Source organism: Paenibacillus piscarius, from assembly GCF_022234545.1.
GTDB lineage: Bacteria > Bacillota > Bacilli > Paenibacillales > Paenibacillaceae > Paenibacillus_AQ > Paenibacillus_AQ piscarius.
This window is the reverse complement of the sequence record NZ_JAIEUI010000016.1, coordinates 14,794-36,903: the sequence shown is the minus strand read 5'-3', so window position 1 is coordinate 36,903 and position 22,110 is coordinate 14,794. Positions and strand designations below refer to the sequence as shown.

Sequence of the window (22,110 nt, the reverse complement as noted above, 5' to 3'; positions counted from 1 at the left end):
AAATGCAGTCATCCCATGTAAACCGCATGAAAATGAATGACAACCCTTGTTATCTTATCATATCGACTCAAGGGATAGAAGACAAAAACCGAACTTTTTCGCACTATAATAACAATTCCCCCGAATTGCGAAAATAATCATCTGAATGAGCAATTTATATACAAGAGGTCAAGTGGATGTTGGTACAGGCGTTACAGTCACATGGCTGCTGAAGGGCGGGCTGTTCGGCACAATCAGAATATGGGTAATTCCCGGGTACATCAGCGCCTCCTTGCCATCCTGCTTCACGAACCGGATAATGTCTCCGGGTCCGCGCGACCATTTGCCCGATACGGCAACCCCGCGCTGAAACAGCAGGGCCTCGCCGCCCAGCTCCGTATCCACCTGAAGTCTGCCGACATCATCCAGCACCTTATGGTCAGCCCCCATCACGATGACGTTCGCCGCCGCTACTGCATGTCCGTTATTCAGATCCAGGTGCGGCTTGCCGTTGACCTGGCGCTCATACGTGCGCTCCTCCGCATTATAATGGTAGCCTACCGTGTAACTCTTCAGCAGGAAGTTAACCTCGAATTCCAGCGCAGTCTCGCCTTCCAGGGGCACGTAATCCGGATCGTTGAACAGCAGCGCCGGGGCCTTCACGCTCTCCGCGTAGCCCAGCTTCGCTGCCCCCTCCCGCAGCTTGGCCGCGTTGCTGTACAGGTTATGCGGGGCTTTGCGCTCCTTGTCACGCCAGAAATAAGCACCCGCCCGGCCAATCTCGTCCATGTCCGCCTTCTTCTCCCGCTGAAGGATTGCGTAGGCAGCCGGACTGCCTCCGGCATGGACAGTAATGCCCCCGTAGCTCTCACCGATATCAAGCAGGTACGGGCGGATGCTGCGGATCGGGCCGATCTTCACCACGCCGGTATGGCTCTGGAAGATGCCGATCAGCCGGGTGATGCCGCCCTCCGCCAGCACTTCATAGAGAATATCCGCTTCGCTGATTCCGGACTGGGGCCGGGCAGCCGGGGCATTATTGATCATGACCGCAAGCGGCCGGGGCAGGCTGTCCTCTTCGGTGGGAAGGCCCGTCAAGCCGGATACCGGCGGTGCAGGCGTCACCGTCGGGGTAGGCTGTGGCGTTTCTGTGGGCTGAGGTACTGCTGTAGCTATAGGCGCTGCTGTGGGTGCAAACCTGGTGACAGCCTGCTGATTACCGCAGGCCGAGAGCAGCACAGACGCAAGGACAAGAACATATACAGGACAGGATAGAGACCGGTTCATCATTATGGGCACGTTGTTCCTCCTAAATGGATTGGTCAGGCTCGCTATCTTTCATTTAAGCATAGCTGGCAGAGTTTGTCTGCGTAGCACCAGCAATTCAGAACAAAATAACCGGCAGTACAAAAAAGGATACAGCCCTTCACCGGCTGTATCCCATCATTCACTCTGTGTATTTAATCAACCATCCAGCAGTTCAGGCTGAGCGTTCCGTATTGGTAGGCCTGAATCATCAGCTGTGCCTGCCGGCCCTCATCGGCCGTGCCCATCACGTAGAAGAGCGGAATGAAATGCTCCTTGCCGTAAGCCGGCACAGCCTCCCTGACATGCGGAGCCTGCTTCTCGTAGGCAAACAGGGAGGGAAGATCCCAGGCCTTAAGCTTCTCCGCAATCCAGCGGTCGAAGTCCATCGCCCACGGCTCCGGCTGGTCATCCTGCTTCAGCAGCCGGAGATTATGCACCAGGCCTCCGCTGCCGATCAGAAGGATGCCTTCCTCGCGCAGAGGGGCCAGCATCCGGCCGATGTTATATTGCTCCTCCGGCGAACGGAGCGAATCAACGGATAAGGCCACAACAGGAATATCCGCCTGGGGGAACATCTTGTTCAGGATCACCCAGACCCCATGGTCCAGGCCGCGGCCGAGTACGGGCTGATGGGCAAGATTGTGATCCCTGAACAGTGCGGAGATCCGGCTACTCAGCTCGGGGGCGCCCGGTGCAGGGTAAGCCAGCTCATACATCTCCTCCGGGAATCCATAGAAATCATGCTGCGTTTCATGCTGTGCGTCCACTGTAATCAGCTGTTCGGGACTGTCCCAATGGGCCGAGAACACTACAATGCCGCGGGGCTTCCCCAGATCAGCGCCCAGCCGCTGGAGGAACCGGGTGTAGTCGTTATCCTCAAGAGCCAGCATCGGAGAGCCGTGCGCAATAAAAAATGCCGGTAATTTCATAGGGTGAGAGCCTCCTTCCCAGTATGGTCTGCCCCTTTATTTTACAGCTAATTCCCGGCTATTGCGAGTACGGTTCATACGGCTATATCATCCAGTTCTGCCATTCCTCCTGCAGATGCTCCTGCTGGTTCATCCACTCCCGGGTGCGCTTCAGCACCTGCTCCTGCGCCGAGCCCGAAGAGAAGGTATGATCCGCCTGGAAAATAATCTCCTTATCGCAACGGCCCTCAGGCCGGGTCCAGAACAGCTTCTGGTAGAGGAACGCGTAATCCACAGGAATGACATCATCGGAGGTTCCGTGAATGACCAGCACATCGCCGCTGAACTTCCCGGCCTCCTGGAACGGCTGGAAGGCTGCCAGGGAGTTGAAGTATACAGGAGTGAATGAATACCCGGCATGATCTGCCAAGCCGCTCTTCACCGACTGGTCGAAGGTATCCCGTCCGACAATCTTGACGATATCGTTGAAGGGATAGCCTACGGCTGACCAGAGCACGAGGTTCTTCACCCGCCGGTCGCGGACACCGGTCAGCAGCGCCACCGCGCCGCCCAGACTGTGCCCGATCAGCGTCACACGCTGCGGGTCGACATCGGCCGAGCTGATGCCGTAGTCCAGCACAGCACGGGTCTGCTGGATCATCGACTCCATATCCTCACTTCCGTAATTGCCGCTGCTCTCCCCGCAGCCTATATAGTCGAAGCGGATAACCATATAACCATCCCGGGCGAGCTCACGGGCCGCCTTGACGAAGATACGGTCTACTCCGATCCGGCTGCCCACGAAGCCGTGGCAGATTACAGCCAGCGGCACCCGGTCCTTGCACCGTCCGGTTCCCGCCCTGTCCGCAGCCGGATAATGTATGCTCGCTGTCAGTTCCTCTCCCTTATGGCGGATGATGATATTCCGTTCCATAACCGTGCCCTCCCAAAATGATTATATTTTAATTAATATAATTCCGATTAAATTAGTATGTTTTATTGTTTTTATTATAGTCTCTGCTTTTAATTCTTGTCAATAAGCCCTGAACAGGAATAGGCCCCTTCCCTCCATTAGGAGGTGAAAGAGGCCTGTTTCCGGCATACGCTTTACTCAGTCATAGCTGTCATGAAACATATCGTGGGTCTCCTGCCGGCCTTCCCAGCCATCCAGCCCGTTCTCCGGCTTCTGTCCCGCAGACTCCCATAGGCTGTAGCCGTCGGAGTTCCCCCAGTCGCCTACACCATTCGTGGCAGCAGGGATAACATTGTCCCCGGCAGCACCGGGAACCTGCTCTTGTTCTTCTTCCATATACACTCCTGCCTTTCCTCTGAGCGATCGTTATTTAAGGTGCACCTCTTCAGTGTTTACTTCTCCAAAAGGATTATTCACGCGCTATCCTTGCACACCGCCGGTTCACAACCGTATACTCTAGGTTAAAGACAGTCCTGATCACTCAATGCTGGAGGTATATGTCCACACTATGAAAGTCAAAGCTATGATTAAGCAGAATAACCGGCTGCGGGAGCAGATGACGCCTGCGAACCGCTCCTTCTACGAGGATATGATTCTGGCGATGCGCGCCAGTTCAGTAGAGGCTGTACGTGCAGAGGAGCTGCTGCTGGAGGCGGCTGAGCTGCTCTTGAAGGGACAAGCCAAGGGGAAGACGGCCCGGCAGATCTTCGGGGAGCACCCCGGTGACTACTTCCGGGAAGTAATGGACAGCAGCCCTCCGCGCGCCCCGCGCAGCAGGCTGGCCAGCTCCCTGATGATCTCGATAGCGGCGCTCACAATCATGTTCGCCGTGATGGGCGCAGGCGGACTCCTGATGCAGTGGAGCGGCGGGCCTGCCGAGATCTTCGGCCAGCTCAGCATTTTCACTATTATTGTCGTGGCCTTCGGCTCGGTAGTACTGATTGAACTTATTATGAAATGGATGGCCTCCTTAGCCGAGGAGGACCGCCCGAAGCAGAAGGGCTTCGATATCCGGGGTTTAGGCATCTATATCGCGGTGGCGGTGGCCGCCATCTTCGCCGGTATGTTCCTCGATAATCTGTTTCCGGTTATCCGTATCGCCCCATGGGTCAGCCTGGTTCTTGCTCTGGCAGGCGGACTTGGGCTGAAGTTACTATTCTTCCGATCCTAGAGACTGTTATTCCATACGTTCAACACAGGAGGAGACTTGAATGAAGAAGCATGTTGTTCTAACCGCAGCGCTGACCTTGCTGATAGTCCTTCAGGCTGCCCCTGCAGGGGCAGCTCCGGACACCAAGGCGGGGACAGCTGCCGCCAGCCATGCGGAGGCGGTATACAAGGCCGCGCTGCCGCTGCTCTCCAGCGGGAATCTTCCCGGGACCATTACCTTCATGCAGACCAAGCTGTATGCGGTGACTCCGTATCAGGCTACTGTGCTGACACTGAAGCTGGAGAATCTGCATAAGGCTCTGCTCCCCTCCTGGGAGAAGAAGTTCAGCAGCAGCGATGTGCAGCGCAGGCTGATCTCCGTCTACCGCGGGGGCGTCAGCATGGCGAAGCTGGCCGAGAGCACGGATAACCCGGCCCTGCGCACACTGCTGGAGAGTGCAGCCGCGAGCGGGTACAAGCTGGAGACGGCGGAGGGAAGCTTTTTCCCGGTGATTGATTATGCGGGTTACCGCAAGTATGCCAGCTATGTCACGGAGGATATCCGCAGTTATATTTCAATAATGGCCACGGAAGCGGATCAGCCCGCCTCCAAGGACAACGGCCTTGTGATTGCCTGGGGGGAAGTTGCGGCCCGCGCGCTGGCTCAGGAGCGGTTCATTCAGAGCTATCCCAAATCTAACCGGGTACAAGCGGTTAAGGAGCTCTATGCCAGATATACCGGGAATACCTTCTACGGCCAGAACAACACACCGCTCTTCCATTACGACAATCAGGAGATGGACCTGGAGGCGCAGAAGGCTTACACTGCCCTCCTCTCCAAAGAGAACGGCGACAGCCCGTTCCTGAAGAAGCTCGACGGCCTCATGAAGCTGATGAAGAGCAATGGCTATCTGCTGGATGACGCGGCAGAAGCGTACCTGAAGACTGAGGTGCCCCAGCTCTGACCAGGCGCTGAGCAACAAGAAGACCCGTCCGCATGCCCGGACGGGTCTTCTTGTTGCCTAATAATCTGACTAGATCAGCATATTGAACAGGTTGGCATCCTTGTTGATCTCCACGTAATCGACACCCTTCTGCTGCATCCGCTCAATCAGCGGGGCATAGGCCTCCGTAGACATCAGCTCAATGCCGACCAGCGCCGGGCCGTTCTCCTTCTCGTTCTTCTTCGTATACTCGAACCGGGTAATATCATCGTCAGGTCCGACCACTTCCGTAAGGAATTCTCGCAATGCCCCCGCGCGCTGCGGGAAGTTGATCATGAAGTAATGCTTCAGGCCCTCATAAATCAGGGAACGCTCCTTGATCTCCTGCATCCGGTCGATGTCGTTGTTGCCGCCGCTGATGATGCAGACCACGCTTTTGCCGCGAATCTGGTCCTTGTACAGATCCAGCGCCGCAATCGGGAGCGAGCCCGCCGGCTCAACGACAATCGCATTCTCATTGTACAGCTCCAGAATCGTCGAGCAGGCCTTGCCCTCCGGCACCTTCACCACATCATCCAGCAGGTGCGAGCAGATATCGTAGGTCAGCCCGCCGACCCGCTTCACCGCTGCGCCGTCCACGAACTTGTTAATCTCCTTCAGCGTGACCACCTCGCCGCGATCCATCGCCTCGCTCATCGAAGCGGCTCCGGTTGGCTCCACACCGATGACCCGGGTCGCCGGGTTGACTGTCTTGATATAGGTAGCTACCCCGGCCGCCAGCCCGCCGCCGCCGATGGTAACAAAGACGAAATCGGCCGGCTTATCCAGGCTCTCCATGACCTCCATGGCAATCGTTCCGTTGCCCGCAATAATCCGCGGCTCATCGAACGGGTGAATCAGCGTCATGCTATGGTCAATGCAGGCCTGCAGCGCTTCATCGTAGGCATCGTCGAAGGTATCTCCCTTCAGAATCACCTCAACGAATTCGCCGCCGAAGCGCCGGACCTGCTTAATCTTCTGGTTAGGCGTCGTGCTGGGCATGAACACCTTGCCTTTGATGCCGAGCGCCTTGCAGGAGTAAGCTACACCCTGGGCATGATTCCCCGCGCTGGCGCAGACAATCCCCTTGGCCCGCTCCTCGGCGGACAGACTGCGGATCATATTGTAGGCCCCGCGAATCTTGAAGGAGCGCACAATCTGCAGATCCTCACGCTTCAAATATACATTGCAGCCGTATTTGGCAGATAACACCGCATCGAGCTGCAGCGGCGTACGGACGATAACCTCCCGCAGCATATGATGTGCGCGTACAATATCTTCCATTCCTACGATCCGGTTGTCGCCTTCTCTCATTTCTTCCTCGCCTCACTGTCTCTTTCGAATCATTTGCTTCTTGTAACATACCCTTCCAGAGACATTTTTTCAAGCCTTGTCCTCCCCACGAAGTACAGCATCCACGCTTCGCGGAATCCGGCTAGACCTTGAATCTCGAGACAGCCTCCAGGAGCTGCGCCGAGGTCTGCTTGATCCCCTCCATCTCAGCCACAATATGGCCGGACCTTGCGATGATCTGCTCTGCCTCTGCCGCAATCACCGCCGCCCCCTCTGCCCCTTCATTCGTGGCTGTGCCTGTCTCGCTGATTGCAGTCAGCATCGTCTGTATAGAAGCAAGCAGTTCCTCAGAAGTAGCGCTGAAGTCAGTCACCAGCTCATCGACATACCTTGCATCCTCGCTGTACCGCTCCCCGGTCTCCTGCATCGCATCATAATCCTTCAGCACCTGCCGGTCCATGAAGCCCAGCATATGCTCTGCAGCCGCAGACAGATTCGCCACCGCCTGCATCACTGCCCCGGTCACTTCCTGGATCTCAGCCACCGTCCCGCGTGAATGGTCCGCCAGCCTGCGGATTTCTTCCGCCACCACCGCGAAGCCCCGGCCCGCCTCACCCGCCCGGGCGGCTTCAATCGAAGCGTTCAGCGACAGCAGGCCCGTCTGGGCGGCAATCTCCAGAATGGCGTCTGAGAGCGCCTCAATCTGTGAGATCGATCCGGACTGTTCAATCGCCTGGCGCAGCTTCGCTTCACTCTGCCCGTAGATTGCTTCCGCCTGTCTCCGGGATTCCAGCGTGCGCTCCTTCAGCTGGCCGGCCCGCATATGGATTGCCCCAGCCGCTTCAGCCCCATCCTGGGCCTTGGCGGCAATCCCGTGAATCGCATCTCCGAACTCTATCGTCCCGGCATTCATCTCCTCCATTGAAGCCGCCGTCTGCTGCAGCCCGGCCGACAGCTCCTCGGTAACCCCCGATATGCCGGTAATGCTGCCATCCAGCCCGGACACATTCCGCTCCGTCTTCGCCACAGCCTCCGAGATGCTCTGCGAGCTGCGCATAATCTCCTGAATCAGTGCCTGCTGTGCAGCAACCATGTCGTTGAACCCTTCCGCCAGCACGCCGATCTCCCCTTTGGCAGTCACCTCCGCTCTTACTGACAGGTCGCCGTTCTTCGCCTGCCGGAAGGCAGCGGTGAGCAGCGGAAGCTGCTTCAGGATGCTGCCCGAGACGACATACAGCAGGACCGACAGCACAGCAATGGAAGCCAGGATGGAGAGCGTGAAGATCAGCTCGAAGTGCTTCAATTCCCGTTCGGCATGCTGCTCCGGCACGATCAGCGCCACGGCCCACTGATTAGCGACAGCAGGAGAATACGATACATAGCTCTCTTCTCCGTCAATATCCGCCCGGATGACATTCGAGCCCCACTGCACCATTGTATCGCCGACGGCTTTCCAGTCTTCGCCGAGATCCGCCATCTTTTTGAGCAGAATATTGTCAGGATTGGGGTGGTAGATGAAGGTGCCCGCCTTATCGATCAGAACAGCATACCCGCTGCCCTTATAATTAAAAGCACCCAGCGCCGCTGTAATCTGTTCAATCGAAATATCCGCACTCGCCACACCGATCAGCCTGCCTGTATCATCAAGCAACGGTGTGCTGACACTGACGACCATTTTGCCCGAGCCGGCATCAATATAAGGATCTGTTATCGTAATCCGCTTGTTAGCCGCCGTAACGGCATACCAGCTCCGCTCCTTCAGCACATAATCGGCCGGCGGCTCGAATTCATCCTGGGTAATTACCTTGTTCGCGGCATCCAGCCCTATGTATACGTTCAGCAGATTCTTATTGCCATTCTTGATCAGATTCAGCGTACGGATCAGCTCACTGTAACCGCTGGTGGTCTTCACCGCCCCTGCATCCTGCGCCCGGGTGATGAAGTCCCGGATGTAGGCGTTGGCATTCAGCAGCTCCACACTGTCCGCCGCAGGCTGCAGCAGCTCGCCCACCTTCACACTGATCGCGCTTTTCTCGTAAGTGAGTGCACTCTTCAGTCCATCCACAATCATCTGCTTGGCATTGTTATAGATGACTACAGATACTGTCATAAAAATAACAACAACCGCAACAATCACGGACAGAAACAGCTTGCCGCGAATCCCCATATTACGGAGTGAGGCGATAAGCCCCCTTCCCCTGACCTTTTTACTCTTACCCGGTGCCATAGGCCCTCCCACCTTCCATGTATAAAGACTCAGGTCAGCCCCGAATCTTCTCTGTCTTTTCGACTTATTTCTGCAAAAATTCCCTTTATCCCTGTACCGTTTCTCCGTAAGCTGTGAAAGAACTGTGTCCATGTCAGGTATTTTCTCATAATCAACGTATTAAGCGTCTAATTCCTTTGCATCATCGCTTGTTCATGTCAGGTTTATTACATAAAAATACTCCCTCCTATCTGCCCGGATTCGGCAAATAAAAGGGAGTATGCGGAAGGCGCTGTCTCACTGCTCCAGCAGCTCCTGAAACCATTTCAGGTTCAACTCATGGTGCGCTCTGACATTATTCATCATCGACTTGGCCGTATCGTAGATCCTGTCTTGCTTAACATCCAGTGCATGGTCAATCTCGGCAATCTTACGGCGCGTCTGCTCCATCTGTACGGCTACAGCCGCCTTGAATTGCTCAGGATCATATTGGTGGGCGAACAGTGTCGTCATATAAAAGGCTAACGTAATATCGTCCGTCTGCAGCGAATATTTAGCCATCAGCGCTTGGAAATGATCGTCACCCTGCGGCGTAATCTCGTAAATATATTGCTCGGGATAATTGTTCACGCTGACGACTTCCACCAGCCGGACCAGGCCTTCCCCCGCTAACTTCTGCAGGTTGTAGTACAGCGAGCCCTTTGTCATATGAACAAGATACCTGTAGTCCCGTTCCTTGAAGACATTGAGCAATTCATACGCGCTGGATTGTCCGCAATCCTTCAGCAGACCCAGTATTAATAAAGGTATTATAGCGAATTCCTCTTTCTGTATTTATTGAAAATCACCGAGATGCTCCGCAATCCATTCTCTGAACGTATACGGCTCCCGGCCGAGAATCGTCAGCACCGTGTCCGTCACGGCCAGCTTATGCTTCAAGGTATACTCCCAGTCCTGGACTCTAAGGGTAATATACTCTTCAGCGATGTACTTGCTCATATAAGAACGGAAGTCATCGATGGTCTGCTCTTCGAGTGTAATGGATTGTCCCAGCTGCTTAGAGATTTCGGTCAAAATGTTCCGCTGGCTAAGAATATTCGCCCCTGTAAGCGTCAAGATCTGCCCGGAGAATCTGTCAAAATCCGCTAAAACCACACTGCTAACCTCGGCAATATCCGTTTCATGTATACTCGCCAGCTTAGCCTCCAGGGCCGGCAACCGGATCGTCCCCTTATTGTATCTAAAAAGGTCCCTCCAGTAAATGGTATTGTGCATGAACGCCTCAGCCCGGATAAACACATACTGAAAGCCATATGCCTGAATCTGGTCCTCGACCTTCTTATGTTTCATCGCATTGTCGTTATAACCGGCATCTGAGCGGTTGATCGAGGCTGAGGACAAGAACACGATGTTCCGCACACCTTGGTCCCGGGCCGCCTGCAGAATCTCTCCGGCATCATCCAGCAGGATCAGGAACAAGGTCTCAACGCCGTGCAGACTATCTGACCAGGCGCTGCAATTCTTGATATCCCCGGTGACGATCGTCATGTTCTTGCCGCCGGTCGGGTCGCTCATCAGCTTCTCAGGAGTGCGGGTGAGCGCTTTGAAGCGTACTTCCTTCTGCTTGAGGTAATGTACAACCCGGCTTCCAACGGTTCCAGTTGCTCCAGTAATAAATAACATAATGAGTACCTCTTTTCAGATGGATTAGTCTAATTAGACTACATCTCATAATATAGTCTAATTAGACTGGATTGGCAAGGGGAATTATTGGTGTAAAATCAATCTGCGTTATGCTGGCCCCGCCCGCCGCCCCCTTCTGCCTGCGTCATCGCTATGTGGTCGGTTTTTCGATTACATTTGGTCCAGTTGCCTACACCACCACGCAAAAAAACACAGCCCCGCAGGACTGTGTCTGATCTTCACTATACGCTTCCTATTGCTTCAGCATCCACTTCAGCAGCTCCGGCAGGCTTGCCCACAGCCGGGAATGCATGATGACATATTCAATCGCCTCATTGGCATCGCCCATGCCGACAAAGTCAGGGAGATTATTCGGCAGGCGCTTGACGCCCAGCAGATAATCCGGCACATGCTTGTTCACTCCGCGGGCAACCCGGTAGAGCATCTTGAGCTGGGAGGTGATTCCATTCTGCTTGAACTCCAGCACGATCCGGTCGTAAGCAAAGGCTGCAGCGGCATCATCTTTCCCGTACTCCTTAATAATCCGCTGTGCTTCCTCAAGCTTATCACTGTACAGATAGGCAGCAGTCAGCAGATAACGGGCCCCGGTAGCGTCATCCGGGTTCAGCTCCAGGATATGCTCCAGCATCTCTGCCGCTTCCTCCGCATTGCCGCCGAACCAGCAGGATTCCGCATAGCTCTGGCAGACTCTGATATAGGGCCGGGTCTCGGAGAGCCCCCAGAAGTACCCTTTATGCTTGGAGAAATAGAGCTCGCCCAGCTCCCGTCTGCCTGCGGCGATCCCCGCCTTAAGCAGCTCCCGCGCCTCCTGCTCGTTCTCCGATTCCTCGGCCAGCAACAGGTAGACCTCAGGGTTGTCCGGATAAATCTCCAGCGCTGCTTCGGCCAGCTGGACCCGGCGCTTCGATGAGGAGGTCGCCATCGCCTTGTGCAGAAGAGCCTCCGCCTTCTCCTGCGGAGTTCCCAGGCTGTTCAGCTCGTCGAGCTCGTCTGCTTCCCCGCCCATACCGTATTCCTCGACATAGTTATAGAATTCCTTCACCTTACGGGAGATAGTGGCTGTCGTCACGCCGTAACGCTCGGACAGCTCAGCCTGGGACTGCATGAAGCCGTATTCCTCAGACAGCAGATATTCAATTGCAGCGCAGAAGGAGCCTGTCTTCTTCACGGCCGGCTTGGTTGTACGTGAGAACCCGTTCCACAGCATCAGCGCTTCCAGAATCAGCTCCCGGTCGTAGAGAGGTTTCATGCTCTCAATCAGCTCCAGCGCCAGCTGCTCATGGGCCGGATGCTCCCACTTCAGCTCGCGGGTGACCATCTTCTTCAGCTTGGGCAGTGTAAGCTTGCCCCCGGCAGTTGCTGCTGCCTGCGGAGCCGGCTGCTCCTGCTGAACCTCCCCGATAATAACTTCCTGCGACGCTGCATCCTCTGCCGTCACCAGCCGCAGGATGGACTGTGCCGCTGATCTGTCTTTCTCCAGGCAGCACCTCTTATATTTGTTCCCGCTTCCGCATGGGCATAAGTCATTTCTTCCGACCTTGCTCACAACCAATTCCCCCTTAAATCTGTAGCTATATAAGATGAACTTAACAATGGCGATCCGTATATAACATTCTTAAGTTCACGTTCTACAACCATCCGAATTAGCATCGCTGTTATCTTATCATTATAACATTTCCCGGCACGGGGTTTTCTATTACCCCCTTGTCTGTAAGAAATAGAAACTCCAATTAACTGTTAAAAAGGCCTTTCCATGAAAGGAAAGACCCTTTATCTGTATATATCCGTACATTTTCCCCCGTACGAGTTGTATTATAGCACTTCTCCTACTACTTGTCAGTCCTTTTTTTAGGACTTTCTTCTCAGATTAGCGCCTTCATCGCAATGTCGCTGCGGTTCTGCTTGCCGGCAAAAGTAATCTTCTCCGCACCGGCATAGGCCGCTGTACGCGCTTCGGCAATGGTAGCGCCCCTGCCTACCACGCCAAGCACCCGACCGCCGCTGGTCACCCAGCTTCCGTCTGCGCCGCGCGCCGTGCCGGCATGGAAGACCAGCGCCGCGCCTTCTTCGTCCAGGCCGCTGATCGGCACGCCCTTCGGATACGGTCCCGGATAACCTTCGGAAGCGAGAACCACACATACAGCTGCCTCATCGCTCCACTCGATAGGGATCTCTGCGAGCCTGCCTTCGGTCACTGCGAGGAAAATCTCCAGCAGATCGCTCTTAAGACGGGGCAGAACGACCTGGGTCTCCGGGTCGCCGAAGCGGGCATTGAATTCGATCGTCTTCGGCTTGCCGTCCGGCGAGATCATCAGTCCGGCGAACAGCACGCCGCTGAAGGGCCGCCCTTCCGCCACCATCGCTTTGGCTGCCGGTTCAATGATCGTCTCCACCGCTTCGCGGATTACCGACTCACCGATATGCGGGAGCGGGGAATAGGTCCCCATACCTCCCGTATTAGGTCCTTTATCGCCGTCGAATACCGGCTTATGGTCCTGGGCTGCCGCCATCGGCCGCACGGTTTCGCCATCGACAAACGCAAGAATCGACATTTCCTGCCCGGCCAGGAACTCCTCAATGACGACCTGTGTCCCGGCATCGCCGAACACCTTGTCGACCATAATATCCTGCAGCGCCTTCTCCGCTTCCTCGCGGGAATAAGCCACGGTTACGCCTTTGCCTGCGGCCAGCCCGTCCGCCTTGATGACGATCGGCAGCTCCTGGCTGCGCAAGTAAGCGAGTGCGGGTTCATAGTCGCTGAACTTCTCGTAGCGGGCAGTCGGAATGCTGTATTTGTGCAGAAGGTCCTTCATGAAGGTCTTGCTGCCCTCGATCTCAGCGGCATTCTTGCGCGGGCCGAACACCGGGATACCTTGGGCTTCAAAAGCATCCACAATCCCCGCCGCCAGCGGATCATCCGGTCCGATGACCACCAGGCCAACTTCCCGTTCCTTGGCGAAGGCGGTCAGCTTGTCGAACTCGAAGACGCCGATCGGCACACATTCAGCAAGCTGCGCAATTCCGGCGTTGCCGGGTGCGCAGTAGATTTTGCCGGCCTTAGGACTGCGGGCTAAGCTCCAGATGATTGCATGTTCGCGGCCGCCGCCGCCGACTACTAAAATATCCATAGTTATGCCCCTCCCCACGTACTAGTGTTTGAAATGGCGGACGCCGGTGAAGACCATAGCAATGCCGTATTCATTGGCTACCTTAATCGATTCCTCGTCCTTGATGGAGCCTCCCGGCTGAATTACAGCAGTAATACCGGCCTTAGCGGCCATTTCGAGCGTGTCGCCCATCGGGAAGAAGGCATCGGAGGCCAGCACCGCACCTTTGGCTTTGTCTCCGGCCTGTTCAATCGCAATCTTGGCCGCGCCCACACGGTTCATCTGTCCAGCGCCTACGCCGACCGTCATATCATCAGCCGCCAGCACAATGGCGTTGGACTTCACATGCTTCACAACCTTCCAGCCGAACAGCAGCTGCTTCAGCTCTTCTTCGGTTGGCTTGCGGTCTGTAACTACCTGCAAATCATCAGGATTCACGGAGTGCACATCGCTCTCCTGTACCACCATGCCTCCGTCGATGGAGGTGACAACGAAGCTGCTCTTGCGCGAAGCGGCTGTGCTGAGGTGGCCAAGCTTAAGCAGGCGGATATTCTTTTTCTTGGTCAGAATGTCCAGCGCTTCCTCAGTGAAGCCCGGAGCCAAGACGATTTCAAGGAAAATATCCTTCAGCAGGTTGGCTGTATCCGCATCAATAATCCGGTTAGCTGCAACAATGCCGCCGAAGATCGAAGTAGGATCGGCATTGTAAGCTTTTTGATAGGCTTCATAGACACTCGTTCCCACGCCGACTCCGCAAGGATTCATATGCTTCACCGCCACGACAGCAGGCTCTTCAAATTCCTTAACGATCTGCAGCGCGGCATTCGCGTCATTGATGTTGTTGTAGGACAGCTCTTTGCCGTGCAGCTGCTCGGCAGCGGTCAGCGTATCCTGCGCCGCCAGCGGCTTGCGGTAGAAGGCTGCCTTCTGGTGCGGATTCTCGCCGTAGCGCAGATCCTGGATTTTCTCGTAAGTAACCGTGTAGCGCTCCGGCAGCGGTTCACCGGTGACATTCGCCAGATAATCGGCGATCAGGGCGTCGTAAGCCGCCGTATGGCGGAAGACTTTGGCCGCAAGACGTTTGCGGGTTGCAAGGGTTGTATCTCCACCGGCACGTACTTCTTCAAGCACATTCGCATAGTCGGCCGCGTCCACCACCACACTGACAAACGCATGGTTCTTCGCCGCCGAACGCAGCATTGTCGGTCCGCCGATATCGATGTTCTCGATCGCTTCCTCATACGATACATCCGGCTTGGCAATCGTCTCCGCGAACGGATACAGATTGACCACGACAAGGTCGATGTATCCCAGGCCGAGCTCCTTCATCTGACGGGTATGCTCCTCGTTGTCACGAACAGCCAGGAGGCCGCTGTGCACGGCGGGGTGCAGGGTTTTGACGCGTCCGTCCATAATTTCAGGGAAGCCGGTCACATCGGAAATGCCGATGACAGGAACGCCTTCTTTCGCCAGAAGGGTGCTGGTGCCGCCGGTGGAGATAATTTCTACGCCTAGTGCAGACAATTCGCGGCAAAAATCCACGATGCCCTGTTTGTCCGATACGCTGACCAGCGCTCTTTTGATACTCACTTTGAATAGTCCTCCTCTGGATTCACGCTAGATTGTTGGAGCTGGTTATACTCATTCAAGCGGCAGATACCGCTCTTGTTGGATAAACTTCGCAATCTAACATCGACCGTGCGGTATTTCCCGAGAAATATCGGAATCCGCCGGGCCGGCCTGACATGCCTGAACTAAACCGGATATTTTGTCATAACTTCTGGAATGCCACAAACCGTCATTAATCGGCAATAACTGCCTTTCTTCCGTTCAATGTGACTTTGCCGTCCGCAAGAGCCGCTACGACTTCCGGATACAATGCATATTCAACCTGATGGATGCGTTCAGCCAGCGATTCGGCCGTATCCTCAGACTGGACCTCAACGCTGCGCTGGGCAATCACCGGTCCGGTATCCATGCCTCCATCGACAAAATGCACGGTAACGCCCGTTACCTTCACGCCGTATTCCAGCGCCTGGCCGATGGCGTCCTTCCCGGCGAAGGCCGGCAGCAGTGACGGATGGATGTTGACGATCCGGCCCGCATAAGGCTCCAGCAGCACCGGCGAGATCAGCCGCATGTAGCCGGCCAGCACCACCAGTCCGATGTCCCGGCGCTTAAGCTCAGCTACAATCGCGGCCTCATACTGCTCCCGGCCCGCGAAGTCCTTCGGCCTCAGCAGCAGGGAGGGAATTCCCGCCTCCTCTGCCCGCTGTGCGACAGGCGCTTCCGGCTTATCCGAGACCAGCAGCTCGATGTTGCCTGACCCGAGCCGTCCTTCCCGCTGCGCCTGCACCAGTGCGGCGAAATTGCTGCCCTGCCCGGAGGCAAATACAGCGATCCGGCTCCACGCCATCAGACTTCAGCTCCTGTGAAGGTCACCTTACGTTCGCCTTCGGTAACTTTACCGATCAGATACGCTTCCTCGCCGCTGGCCTTCAGCAGCTCAAGCGCACGTTCCCCGTCTGCTTCCGCTACAACCAATACAAGACCGATCCCCATATTGAAAGTAGTGAACATATCGCGGTTGCTCACGTTCCCCTTGTTCTGCATCAGGCTGAACACCGGCTGGATCGGCCAGGAGCCGTACTGAATCTCAACATCTACGTTCTCTGGCAATACGCGCGGAATGTTCTCAATGAATCCGCCGCCGGTAATATGGGCCATCCCCTTGACCGGAAGCTGTTCCAGCAGGGCCAGGAGCGGCTTGACATAGATTTTGGTCGGCGTCAGCAGAATGTCCGCGAGCGGAGCGCCCAGCTCCGGCAGAACCTCATCCAGACCGTAGCCGCCATCCTCCAGCAGCAGCTTGCGCACCAGCGAGAAGCCGTTGCTGTGTATTCCGCTGGAGGCCAGGCCGATCACGGTGTCTCCGGGAGCAATGTCCGCGCCCGTGATCAGCTTCGCCTTGTCGGCCACCCCAACGGTAAATCCGGCGATGTCATATTCACCAGCTGCATACATGCCCGGCATTTCGGCCGTCTCGCCGCCGATCAGCGCGCAGCCTGCCTGGTGGCAGCCTTCGGCGATCCCGGAGACAATGGCTTCAATCTTCTCTGGCACAACCTTGTCGCAGGCCAGATAATCGAGGAAGAACAGCGGCTCCGCGCCCTGTACCACAATATCATTCACACACATGGCGACCGCATCGATGCCAATAGTGTCGTGGCGGTCGGCGGCAAAAGCCAGCTTCAGCTTCGTTCCGACGCCATCCGTTCCCGAGACCAGAACCGGCTCCTCGTATTTGTCCTTATTCAGGCCAAACAGTGCGCCGAATCCGCCCAGCTCCGTCATTACCTCCGGGCGGTACGTGCGCTTCACATGCTTCTTCATGCGTTCTACCGCTTCATTGCCAGCCGCAATATCCACTCCGGCGTTCTTATAAGCTTCCGACACTTGGGGGCACCTCATTTCGATTATTTTTGGGCGCGGGGTTCGGGGCGGCAGGGATTTAGTGCGTTGGTGGTTATAGTCGCCATTCCGAGGAACATTTGGACTTCCGGCCGCTGTTATATTTGGATTTCCTTGATTGAACCGCAGGCCGCGGTAGAAATCCAAATCTAAAGGCGGACGCTACCGCTCCTACAGTTCCAAATTTCCTCTCCATGGACTCCAACCACCGGGGTAAATCCCGTGCCGCAAGCCGAAGGTTCCGCGCCTGGCACAGCAGGGTTTCGGCGCTGCGGGCGAAGCCCAGCGCCTCCAAGACGACCCGGTCCCCCACCTTTGCGCTAGCAAACAGTCGGGGGCGGGAGGCTATTCGCGCATGGGGCGCAGCCGTGCGCGCTTTAGCTGCGACAGAATCTCCGGATTTGCGCAGCAAACAGGACAGATTCTGGAGCCGTATCCGGCGGGCCGAAGGCCGCCGGGGGTGCAGCGCCGTAAAGCGTGTCCCCCCGTGCGCAGCACACAGGGACAAAGCGGAAATTCGCACCCACGCACCCTTAGCAAGTTTAGAGCAGACTCCTACCGCCAAACTTTCGGGTGGCCGGAGGGCAGCGCCCTCCGGGGTCCCCCTTTCCAAGGGGGATTTAGGGGGATACTAACACGAGCACCCATCCTTCTCTTCCCCGCCGAAATCCACCTGCGTCGGGTAATCATTGTCGAAGCAGGACAGGCACAGGCCGCCTTTGTAGTCGTCGCTGTTATAGCCGCCGATGGACTGGATCAATCCTTCGGGAGTGAGGAATGCCAGAGAATCGGCATTAATCTCCTCGCACATCTCCTCGATCGACTTATAGGAGGCAATCAGCTCCCGGCGGTCCGGGGTATCGATGCCATAGAAGCACGGGTTCTTGAACGGCGGCGAGGTGATCCGCACATGAACCTCAACGGCTCCGGCCTCGCGCAGCAGGTTGACGATCCGGCGCGAGGTCGTGCCGCGCACGATGGAATCGTCAATCATCACGACGCGCTGGCCTTCGACGACGCGGCGCACAGCGCTCAGCTTCATCTTCACGCCTTGCTCGCGCAGCTCCTGGCTGGGCTGGATGAAGGTGCGGCCGGTATATTTGTTCTTGATCAGCCCCAGCTCATACGGGATGCCCGTCTGCTCGGCATAGCCGATGGCGGCGGAGATGCTGGAATCCGGCACACCTGTGACGATATCGGCATCCACAAAGGCTTCGAGCGCCATCCGGCTGCCCATCCGCTTGCGGGCGGAATGCAGGTTGGAGCCGTTCAGGTCGCTGTCCGGGCGTGCGAAGTAGATGTACTCCATCGCACACAGCGCTTTGCGCTTAGGCTCGGCGAAGCGTTCCTCGCGGAAGCCGTTCTCATCGAGCACCAGCAGCTCGCCGGGCTCAATATCGCGCACCAGCTCAGCGCCGATCACTTCAAGCGCACACGACTCGGAAGCGAAGACATAGGCTTCGCCCAGCCGGCCCATGACGAGCGGACGCAGACCGTGGGTGTCTGAAGCGACGATCAGCTTGTCATTGGTCATCAGGAGGAAGGCGAAGCCGCCGACAAGCTGCGACAAGGCATCCTTCGTCGCCTCGACAAAATCCTTCTGCGAACGCGCAATCAGATGCGCCAGCACCTCGGTGTCGCTGGTGGTCTGGAAGATGGAGCCGCTCTGCTCCAGCTGCTTGCGGATCAGCGGCTCATTGACGATGTTGCCGTTCGTGGCAATCGCCAGATCACCGTCACGGTACTTGAAGACCAGCGGCTGCGCATTGGTCAGCCGGCTGTCTCCGCTGGTGGAGTAGCGCACATGCCCGATGGACATGTCCCCGACCAGCGAAGCAATCTTGTCCTTGTCGAACACTTCCTTCACCAGGCCCATGCCGCGGTGATAGTTGAAGTCGCGCCCGTCGGCTACGCAGATGCCCGCGCTCTCTTCTCCACGGTGCTGCAGGGCATGAAGCCCGTAATAGGACATTGAAGCGGCCTCCGGGTGTCCGAAGACCCCGAAGACGCCGCATTCTTCTTTTAACGTGTCAAAAATATCGCCCGAGCCTGTTCCCTCATTGTAGAAATCGCCGGTCCACAGGACAGGGGACTCCTGCTTGTTCCCGGTCTTCATTTCATAAGACATGGAATAGCGTCCTCCCACACGGTCTTGAGTTCACTGACCGCTTCATCCAGCGCAGCTGCACCGTCCAACGCCACCCGCAGGCGGTCTCCGCCGACGGTACCGATAATCGCAACAGGTACGTCATAAGCGGCAATTGCTGCCTTCAGTTCTTCCGCACGCTCAGGGGCAGCCGTCAGCAGAATACGCGATTGGCTCTCGCTGAACAGGGCCACATCCGGGCGCAGTCCGCCGGCGGACAGCTCCACATTCGCGCCGGTCCCGCCGCTGATGCAGCTCTCGGCGAGTGCACCGGCCAGACCGCCCTCGGAGAGGTCATGTGCCGAGCGGACCAGACCGCCGCGGATTGCCGTGAGAACAGCATCCAGCAACTTCCGCTCTGTCGCCAGATCCAGCTCCGGCGGACGGCCTTCGGTCAAGCCGTGTACGGCATACTGGAATTCACTGCCGCCCAGCTCCGCCTTGGTCACGCCCAAGAGCAGAATAGCATCCCCCTCCTGCTTGAACGCCTGAGTCGTAATATGATCGGTATCTTCAACCAGGCCCACCATGCCGACAACCGGTGTCGGGTAGATGGCTCCGGTGGCATTCTCGTTGTACAGACTGACGTTACCGCCGATGACCGGTGTATCCAGTACCCGGCAGGCTTCCGCCATACCGTCTACGGCCCGTTCCATCTGCCAGAAAATCTCCGGCTTCTCCGGGCTGCCAAAGTTCAGGTTGTCTGTGATCGCCAGCGGCTGGGCGCCGGAGCAGACAATGTTGCGCGCCGCTTCGCTGACGGCAATCCGTCCACCCACTTCAGGATCGAGATAGACATAACGTCCGTTACAGTCTGTGGTCATCGCCAGACCCTTGCGGGTGCCGTGAATCGTAACCACCGCCGCATCGGAGCCGGGACGAACCGCCGTGCTGGTGCGGACCATGTAATCATATTGGTTGTAGACCCATGCCTTGCTTGCTACAGTCGGCGATCCCAGCACGGTGCGCAGTGCGCCGCCCAGATCGGTCACCTCTTCATAGCGAAGCGTATCTACGGCTGCATTCTGCTCGTAATAGGCAGGAACGGCAGACGGCTTGTTGTAGATTGGACATTCATCCACCAGCGCCTTCACCGGCATATCGCCGACCACTTCACCATGATGGAACAGCTTCAGGCGGCCGTCATCCGTCACCTTCCCGACCTTACGGCAGATGACGCCCCAGCGGTCGAAGATTTCCTGCGCCTGGGCCTCATCCTTAGGCTCGACCACGAACAGCATCCGCTCCTGGGATTCGGAGAGCATCATCTCATACGGTGTCATGCCTTCCTCACGCTGCGGCACCTGATCCAGATACAGCTCCAGACCGTTGCCTGCCTTGCTTGCCATTTCCGCGCTGGAGCAGGTCAGTCCGGCCGCGCCCATATCCTGAATCCCCAGCACGATGCCGCTGTCGATCAGCTCCAGGCACGACTCCATGACCAGCTTCTCCATGAACGGATCGCCGACTTGCACGGCGGTCTTCTTGGCTTCCGATTCCTCACTCAGCTCCACAGAGGCGAAGGTCGCCCCATGAATGCCGTCACGTCCGGTAGGCGGGCCTACGTAGAACACCGGGTTGCCTACACCTTTGGCGACGCCGCGCTGGATTTTGTCATGATCGATCAGACCGACACACATCGCGTTCACCAGCGGATTGCCGTCATAGCTGTTGTCGAACATAATCTCCCCGCCGACAGTGGGGATGCCGATACAGTTCCCGTAGCCTGCAATCCCGGACACGACATGCTCGAACAGATATTTGACCCGGTCGCTCTCAAGCTTCCCGAAGCGCAGGGAGTTCAGCAGCGCTACCGGTCTTGCCCCCATGGAGAAAATATCGCGGATAATCCCCCCCACCCCGGTAGCCGCGCCCTGATAAGGCTCTACCGCTGACGGATGGTTGTGGCTTTCGATTTTGAAGACGACCGCCTGATTGTCTCCGATGTCAACGATGCCCGCGCCTTCGCCCGGTCCCATCAGCACCTTCGGCCCGCTTGTGGGGAACCGGCTCAGCAGCGGCTTGGAATTCTTATAGGCACAGTGCTCAGACCACATGACGCTGAACACACCGATTTCTGTATAGTTAGGCTTACGTCCCATGAAGGAGGTAATGAGCTCATATTCGCTGTCTGACACACCGAACTGACTGTAGATTCTCTGCTCCGCGATCTGCTCTGCGGTCGGCTCCTTAGCGGATACTTGCTGCGTCATAACGATCCCTCCATGTCTTAAGAATGGATGTGAACATCCGTTTGCCGTCTTCCGAGCCCAGCAGGCTATTCGCTGCACGCTCCGGGTGAGGCATCATGCCGACGACATTGCCCGCCCTGTTACTGACTCCGGCAATATCGGCCACCGAGCCGTTCGGGTTGTCACTGTAGGTGAACACAATCTGGTTATTCGCCTGAAGCTCAGCGAGCGTCTCTTCATCACAATAGTAGTTGCCTTCGCCATGCGCGATAGGAATAACGATCTCTTCATCCTTCGCATAGTCAATCGTAAACGGGGTTGTGTTATTAACGACCTTAAGCACCGTGTCATGACAACGGAACTTCATCGACATGTTGCGGCGCAGCGCACCCGGCAGGAGGCCCGCTTCGGTCAGAATCTGGAACCCGTTGCAGATGCCAAGCACGAACTTGCCCTGCTCTGCCGCCTTAGCCACTTCAGCCATTACTGGAGCGAACCGGGAGATTGCGCCGCAGCGCAGATAGTCACCATAAGAGAAGCCGCCCGGCACGAGAATGCAGTCATAGGCCGACAGGTCTGTCGCCGTATGCCATACATAATCCACCGGTTCGCCGAGGCTGTCCTCTACTGCCTTGTAGCAGTCAATGTCACAATTGGAGCCCGGAAAGACAAGTACTGCAAATTTCATGGT

The 22,110-nt window shown here is 56.7% G+C and carries 18 protein-coding genes; 2 read left to right on the top strand and 16 right to left on the bottom strand.

The features are described 5' to 3' along the window. Window positions 1-168 precede the first annotated feature (168 nt). From K1558_RS22405 to K1558_RS22390, 4 genes are all read right to left on the bottom strand, one after another. Window positions 169-1,269 (bottom strand): DUF3048 domain-containing protein, encoded by a 1,101-nt coding sequence (locus tag K1558_RS22405; RefSeq protein WP_238654088.1) that lies wholly within the window; start codon window positions 1,267-1,269, stop codon window positions 169-171. Window positions 1,270-1,439: 170 nt separating this feature from the next. After that, a complete protein-coding gene (locus K1558_RS22400) occupies window positions 1,440-2,216 on the bottom strand; it encodes a DODA-type extradiol aromatic ring-opening family dioxygenase (protein WP_238653899.1) in 777 nt (258 codons plus the stop codon). A gap of 82 nt (window positions 2,217-2,298) precedes the next feature. Beyond that, on the bottom strand, window positions 2,299-3,129 hold the full coding sequence (locus tag K1558_RS22395; RefSeq protein WP_238653898.1) for an alpha/beta hydrolase family protein: 831 nt from the start codon (window positions 3,127-3,129) through the stop codon (window positions 2,299-2,301). Between the two features lie 177 nt (window positions 3,130-3,306). Then, window positions 3,307-3,504, bottom strand: coding sequence for a hypothetical protein (locus K1558_RS22390; protein ID WP_238653897.1), 198 nt, complete (start codon window positions 3,502-3,504; stop codon window positions 3,307-3,309). A gap of 172 nt (window positions 3,505-3,676) precedes the next feature. Here K1558_RS22390 and K1558_RS22385 point away from each other — a divergent pair, with 172 nt between their 5' ends. Continuing rightward, window positions 3,677-4,339, top strand: a complete 663-nt coding sequence (locus K1558_RS22385) for a DUF1129 family protein (protein ID WP_238653896.1) — start codon at window positions 3,677-3,679, stop codon at window positions 4,337-4,339. A gap of 40 nt (window positions 4,340-4,379) precedes the next feature. After that, window positions 4,380-5,282, top strand: a complete 903-nt coding sequence (locus K1558_RS22380) for a hypothetical protein (RefSeq protein WP_238653895.1) — start codon at window positions 4,380-4,382, stop codon at window positions 5,280-5,282. Between the two features lie 69 nt (window positions 5,283-5,351). On the opposite strand, the gene ilvA is transcribed toward K1558_RS22380, so the two are convergent. From ilvA to purQ, 12 genes are all read right to left on the bottom strand, one after another. Continuing rightward, window positions 5,352-6,614 carry a threonine ammonia-lyase IlvA gene (gene ilvA, locus K1558_RS22375; RefSeq protein ID WP_238653894.1) on the bottom strand — a complete coding sequence of 421 codons (1,263 nt, stop codon included), beginning with the start codon at window positions 6,612-6,614 and terminating at the stop codon, window positions 5,352-5,354. Window positions 6,615-6,735: 121 nt separating this feature from the next. Beyond that, window positions 6,736-8,820, bottom strand: coding sequence for a methyl-accepting chemotaxis protein (locus K1558_RS22370; protein ID WP_238653893.1), 2,085 nt, complete (start codon window positions 8,818-8,820; stop codon window positions 6,736-6,738). A 276-nt stretch (window positions 8,821-9,096) separates the two neighbouring features. Then, entirely contained in the window at window positions 9,097-9,585 is a 489-nt protein-coding gene (locus K1558_RS22365) for a PadR family transcriptional regulator (protein WP_274528719.1), read from the bottom strand. 48 nt (window positions 9,586-9,633) lie between these two features. Beyond that, window positions 9,634-10,482, bottom strand: coding sequence for an NmrA family NAD(P)-binding protein (locus K1558_RS22360; protein WP_238653891.1), 849 nt, complete (start codon window positions 10,480-10,482; stop codon window positions 9,634-9,636). Between the two features lie 253 nt (window positions 10,483-10,735). Beyond that, window positions 10,736-12,049, bottom strand: coding sequence for an SEC-C metal-binding domain-containing protein (locus tag K1558_RS22355; protein ID WP_238653890.1), 1,314 nt, complete (start codon window positions 12,047-12,049; stop codon window positions 10,736-10,738). Window positions 12,050-12,365: 316 nt separating this feature from the next. Further along, complete coding sequence (purD, locus tag K1558_RS22350; protein ID WP_238653889.1) at window positions 12,366-13,631, bottom strand: phosphoribosylamine--glycine ligase; 1,266 nt, start codon at window positions 13,629-13,631, stop codon at window positions 12,366-12,368. A 21-nt stretch (window positions 13,632-13,652) separates the two neighbouring features. Continuing rightward, complete coding sequence (gene purH / locus K1558_RS22345; RefSeq protein WP_238653888.1) at window positions 13,653-15,200, bottom strand: bifunctional phosphoribosylaminoimidazolecarboxamide formyltransferase/IMP cyclohydrolase; 1,548 nt, start codon at window positions 15,198-15,200, stop codon at window positions 13,653-13,655. A gap of 211 nt (window positions 15,201-15,411) precedes the next feature. Continuing rightward, window positions 15,412-16,026, bottom strand: a complete 615-nt coding sequence (purN, locus tag K1558_RS22340) for a phosphoribosylglycinamide formyltransferase (RefSeq protein WP_238653887.1) — start codon at window positions 16,024-16,026, stop codon at window positions 15,412-15,414. Beyond that, on the bottom strand, window positions 16,026-17,066 hold the full coding sequence (purM, locus tag K1558_RS22335; protein WP_238653886.1) for a phosphoribosylformylglycinamidine cyclo-ligase: 1,041 nt from the start codon (window positions 17,064-17,066) through the stop codon (window positions 16,026-16,028). Before purM ends, purN begins: the two co-directional genes overlap by 1 nt. Window positions 17,067-17,712: 646 nt before the next feature. Continuing rightward, window positions 17,713-19,209, bottom strand: a complete 1,497-nt coding sequence (gene purF / locus K1558_RS22330) for an amidophosphoribosyltransferase (RefSeq protein WP_238653885.1) — start codon at window positions 19,207-19,209, stop codon at window positions 17,713-17,715. Next, window positions 19,194-21,440, bottom strand: a complete 2,247-nt coding sequence (gene purL / locus K1558_RS22325; protein WP_238653884.1) for a phosphoribosylformylglycinamidine synthase subunit PurL — start codon at window positions 21,438-21,440, stop codon at window positions 19,194-19,196. Before purL ends, purF begins: the two co-directional genes overlap by 16 nt. After that, window positions 21,418-22,107 (bottom strand): phosphoribosylformylglycinamidine synthase subunit PurQ, encoded by a 690-nt coding sequence (purQ, locus tag K1558_RS22320; protein WP_238653883.1) that lies wholly within the window; start codon window positions 22,105-22,107, stop codon window positions 21,418-21,420. The genes purL and purQ overlap by 23 nt, the downstream gene beginning before the upstream one ends. Window positions 22,108-22,110 lie beyond the last annotated feature (3 nt).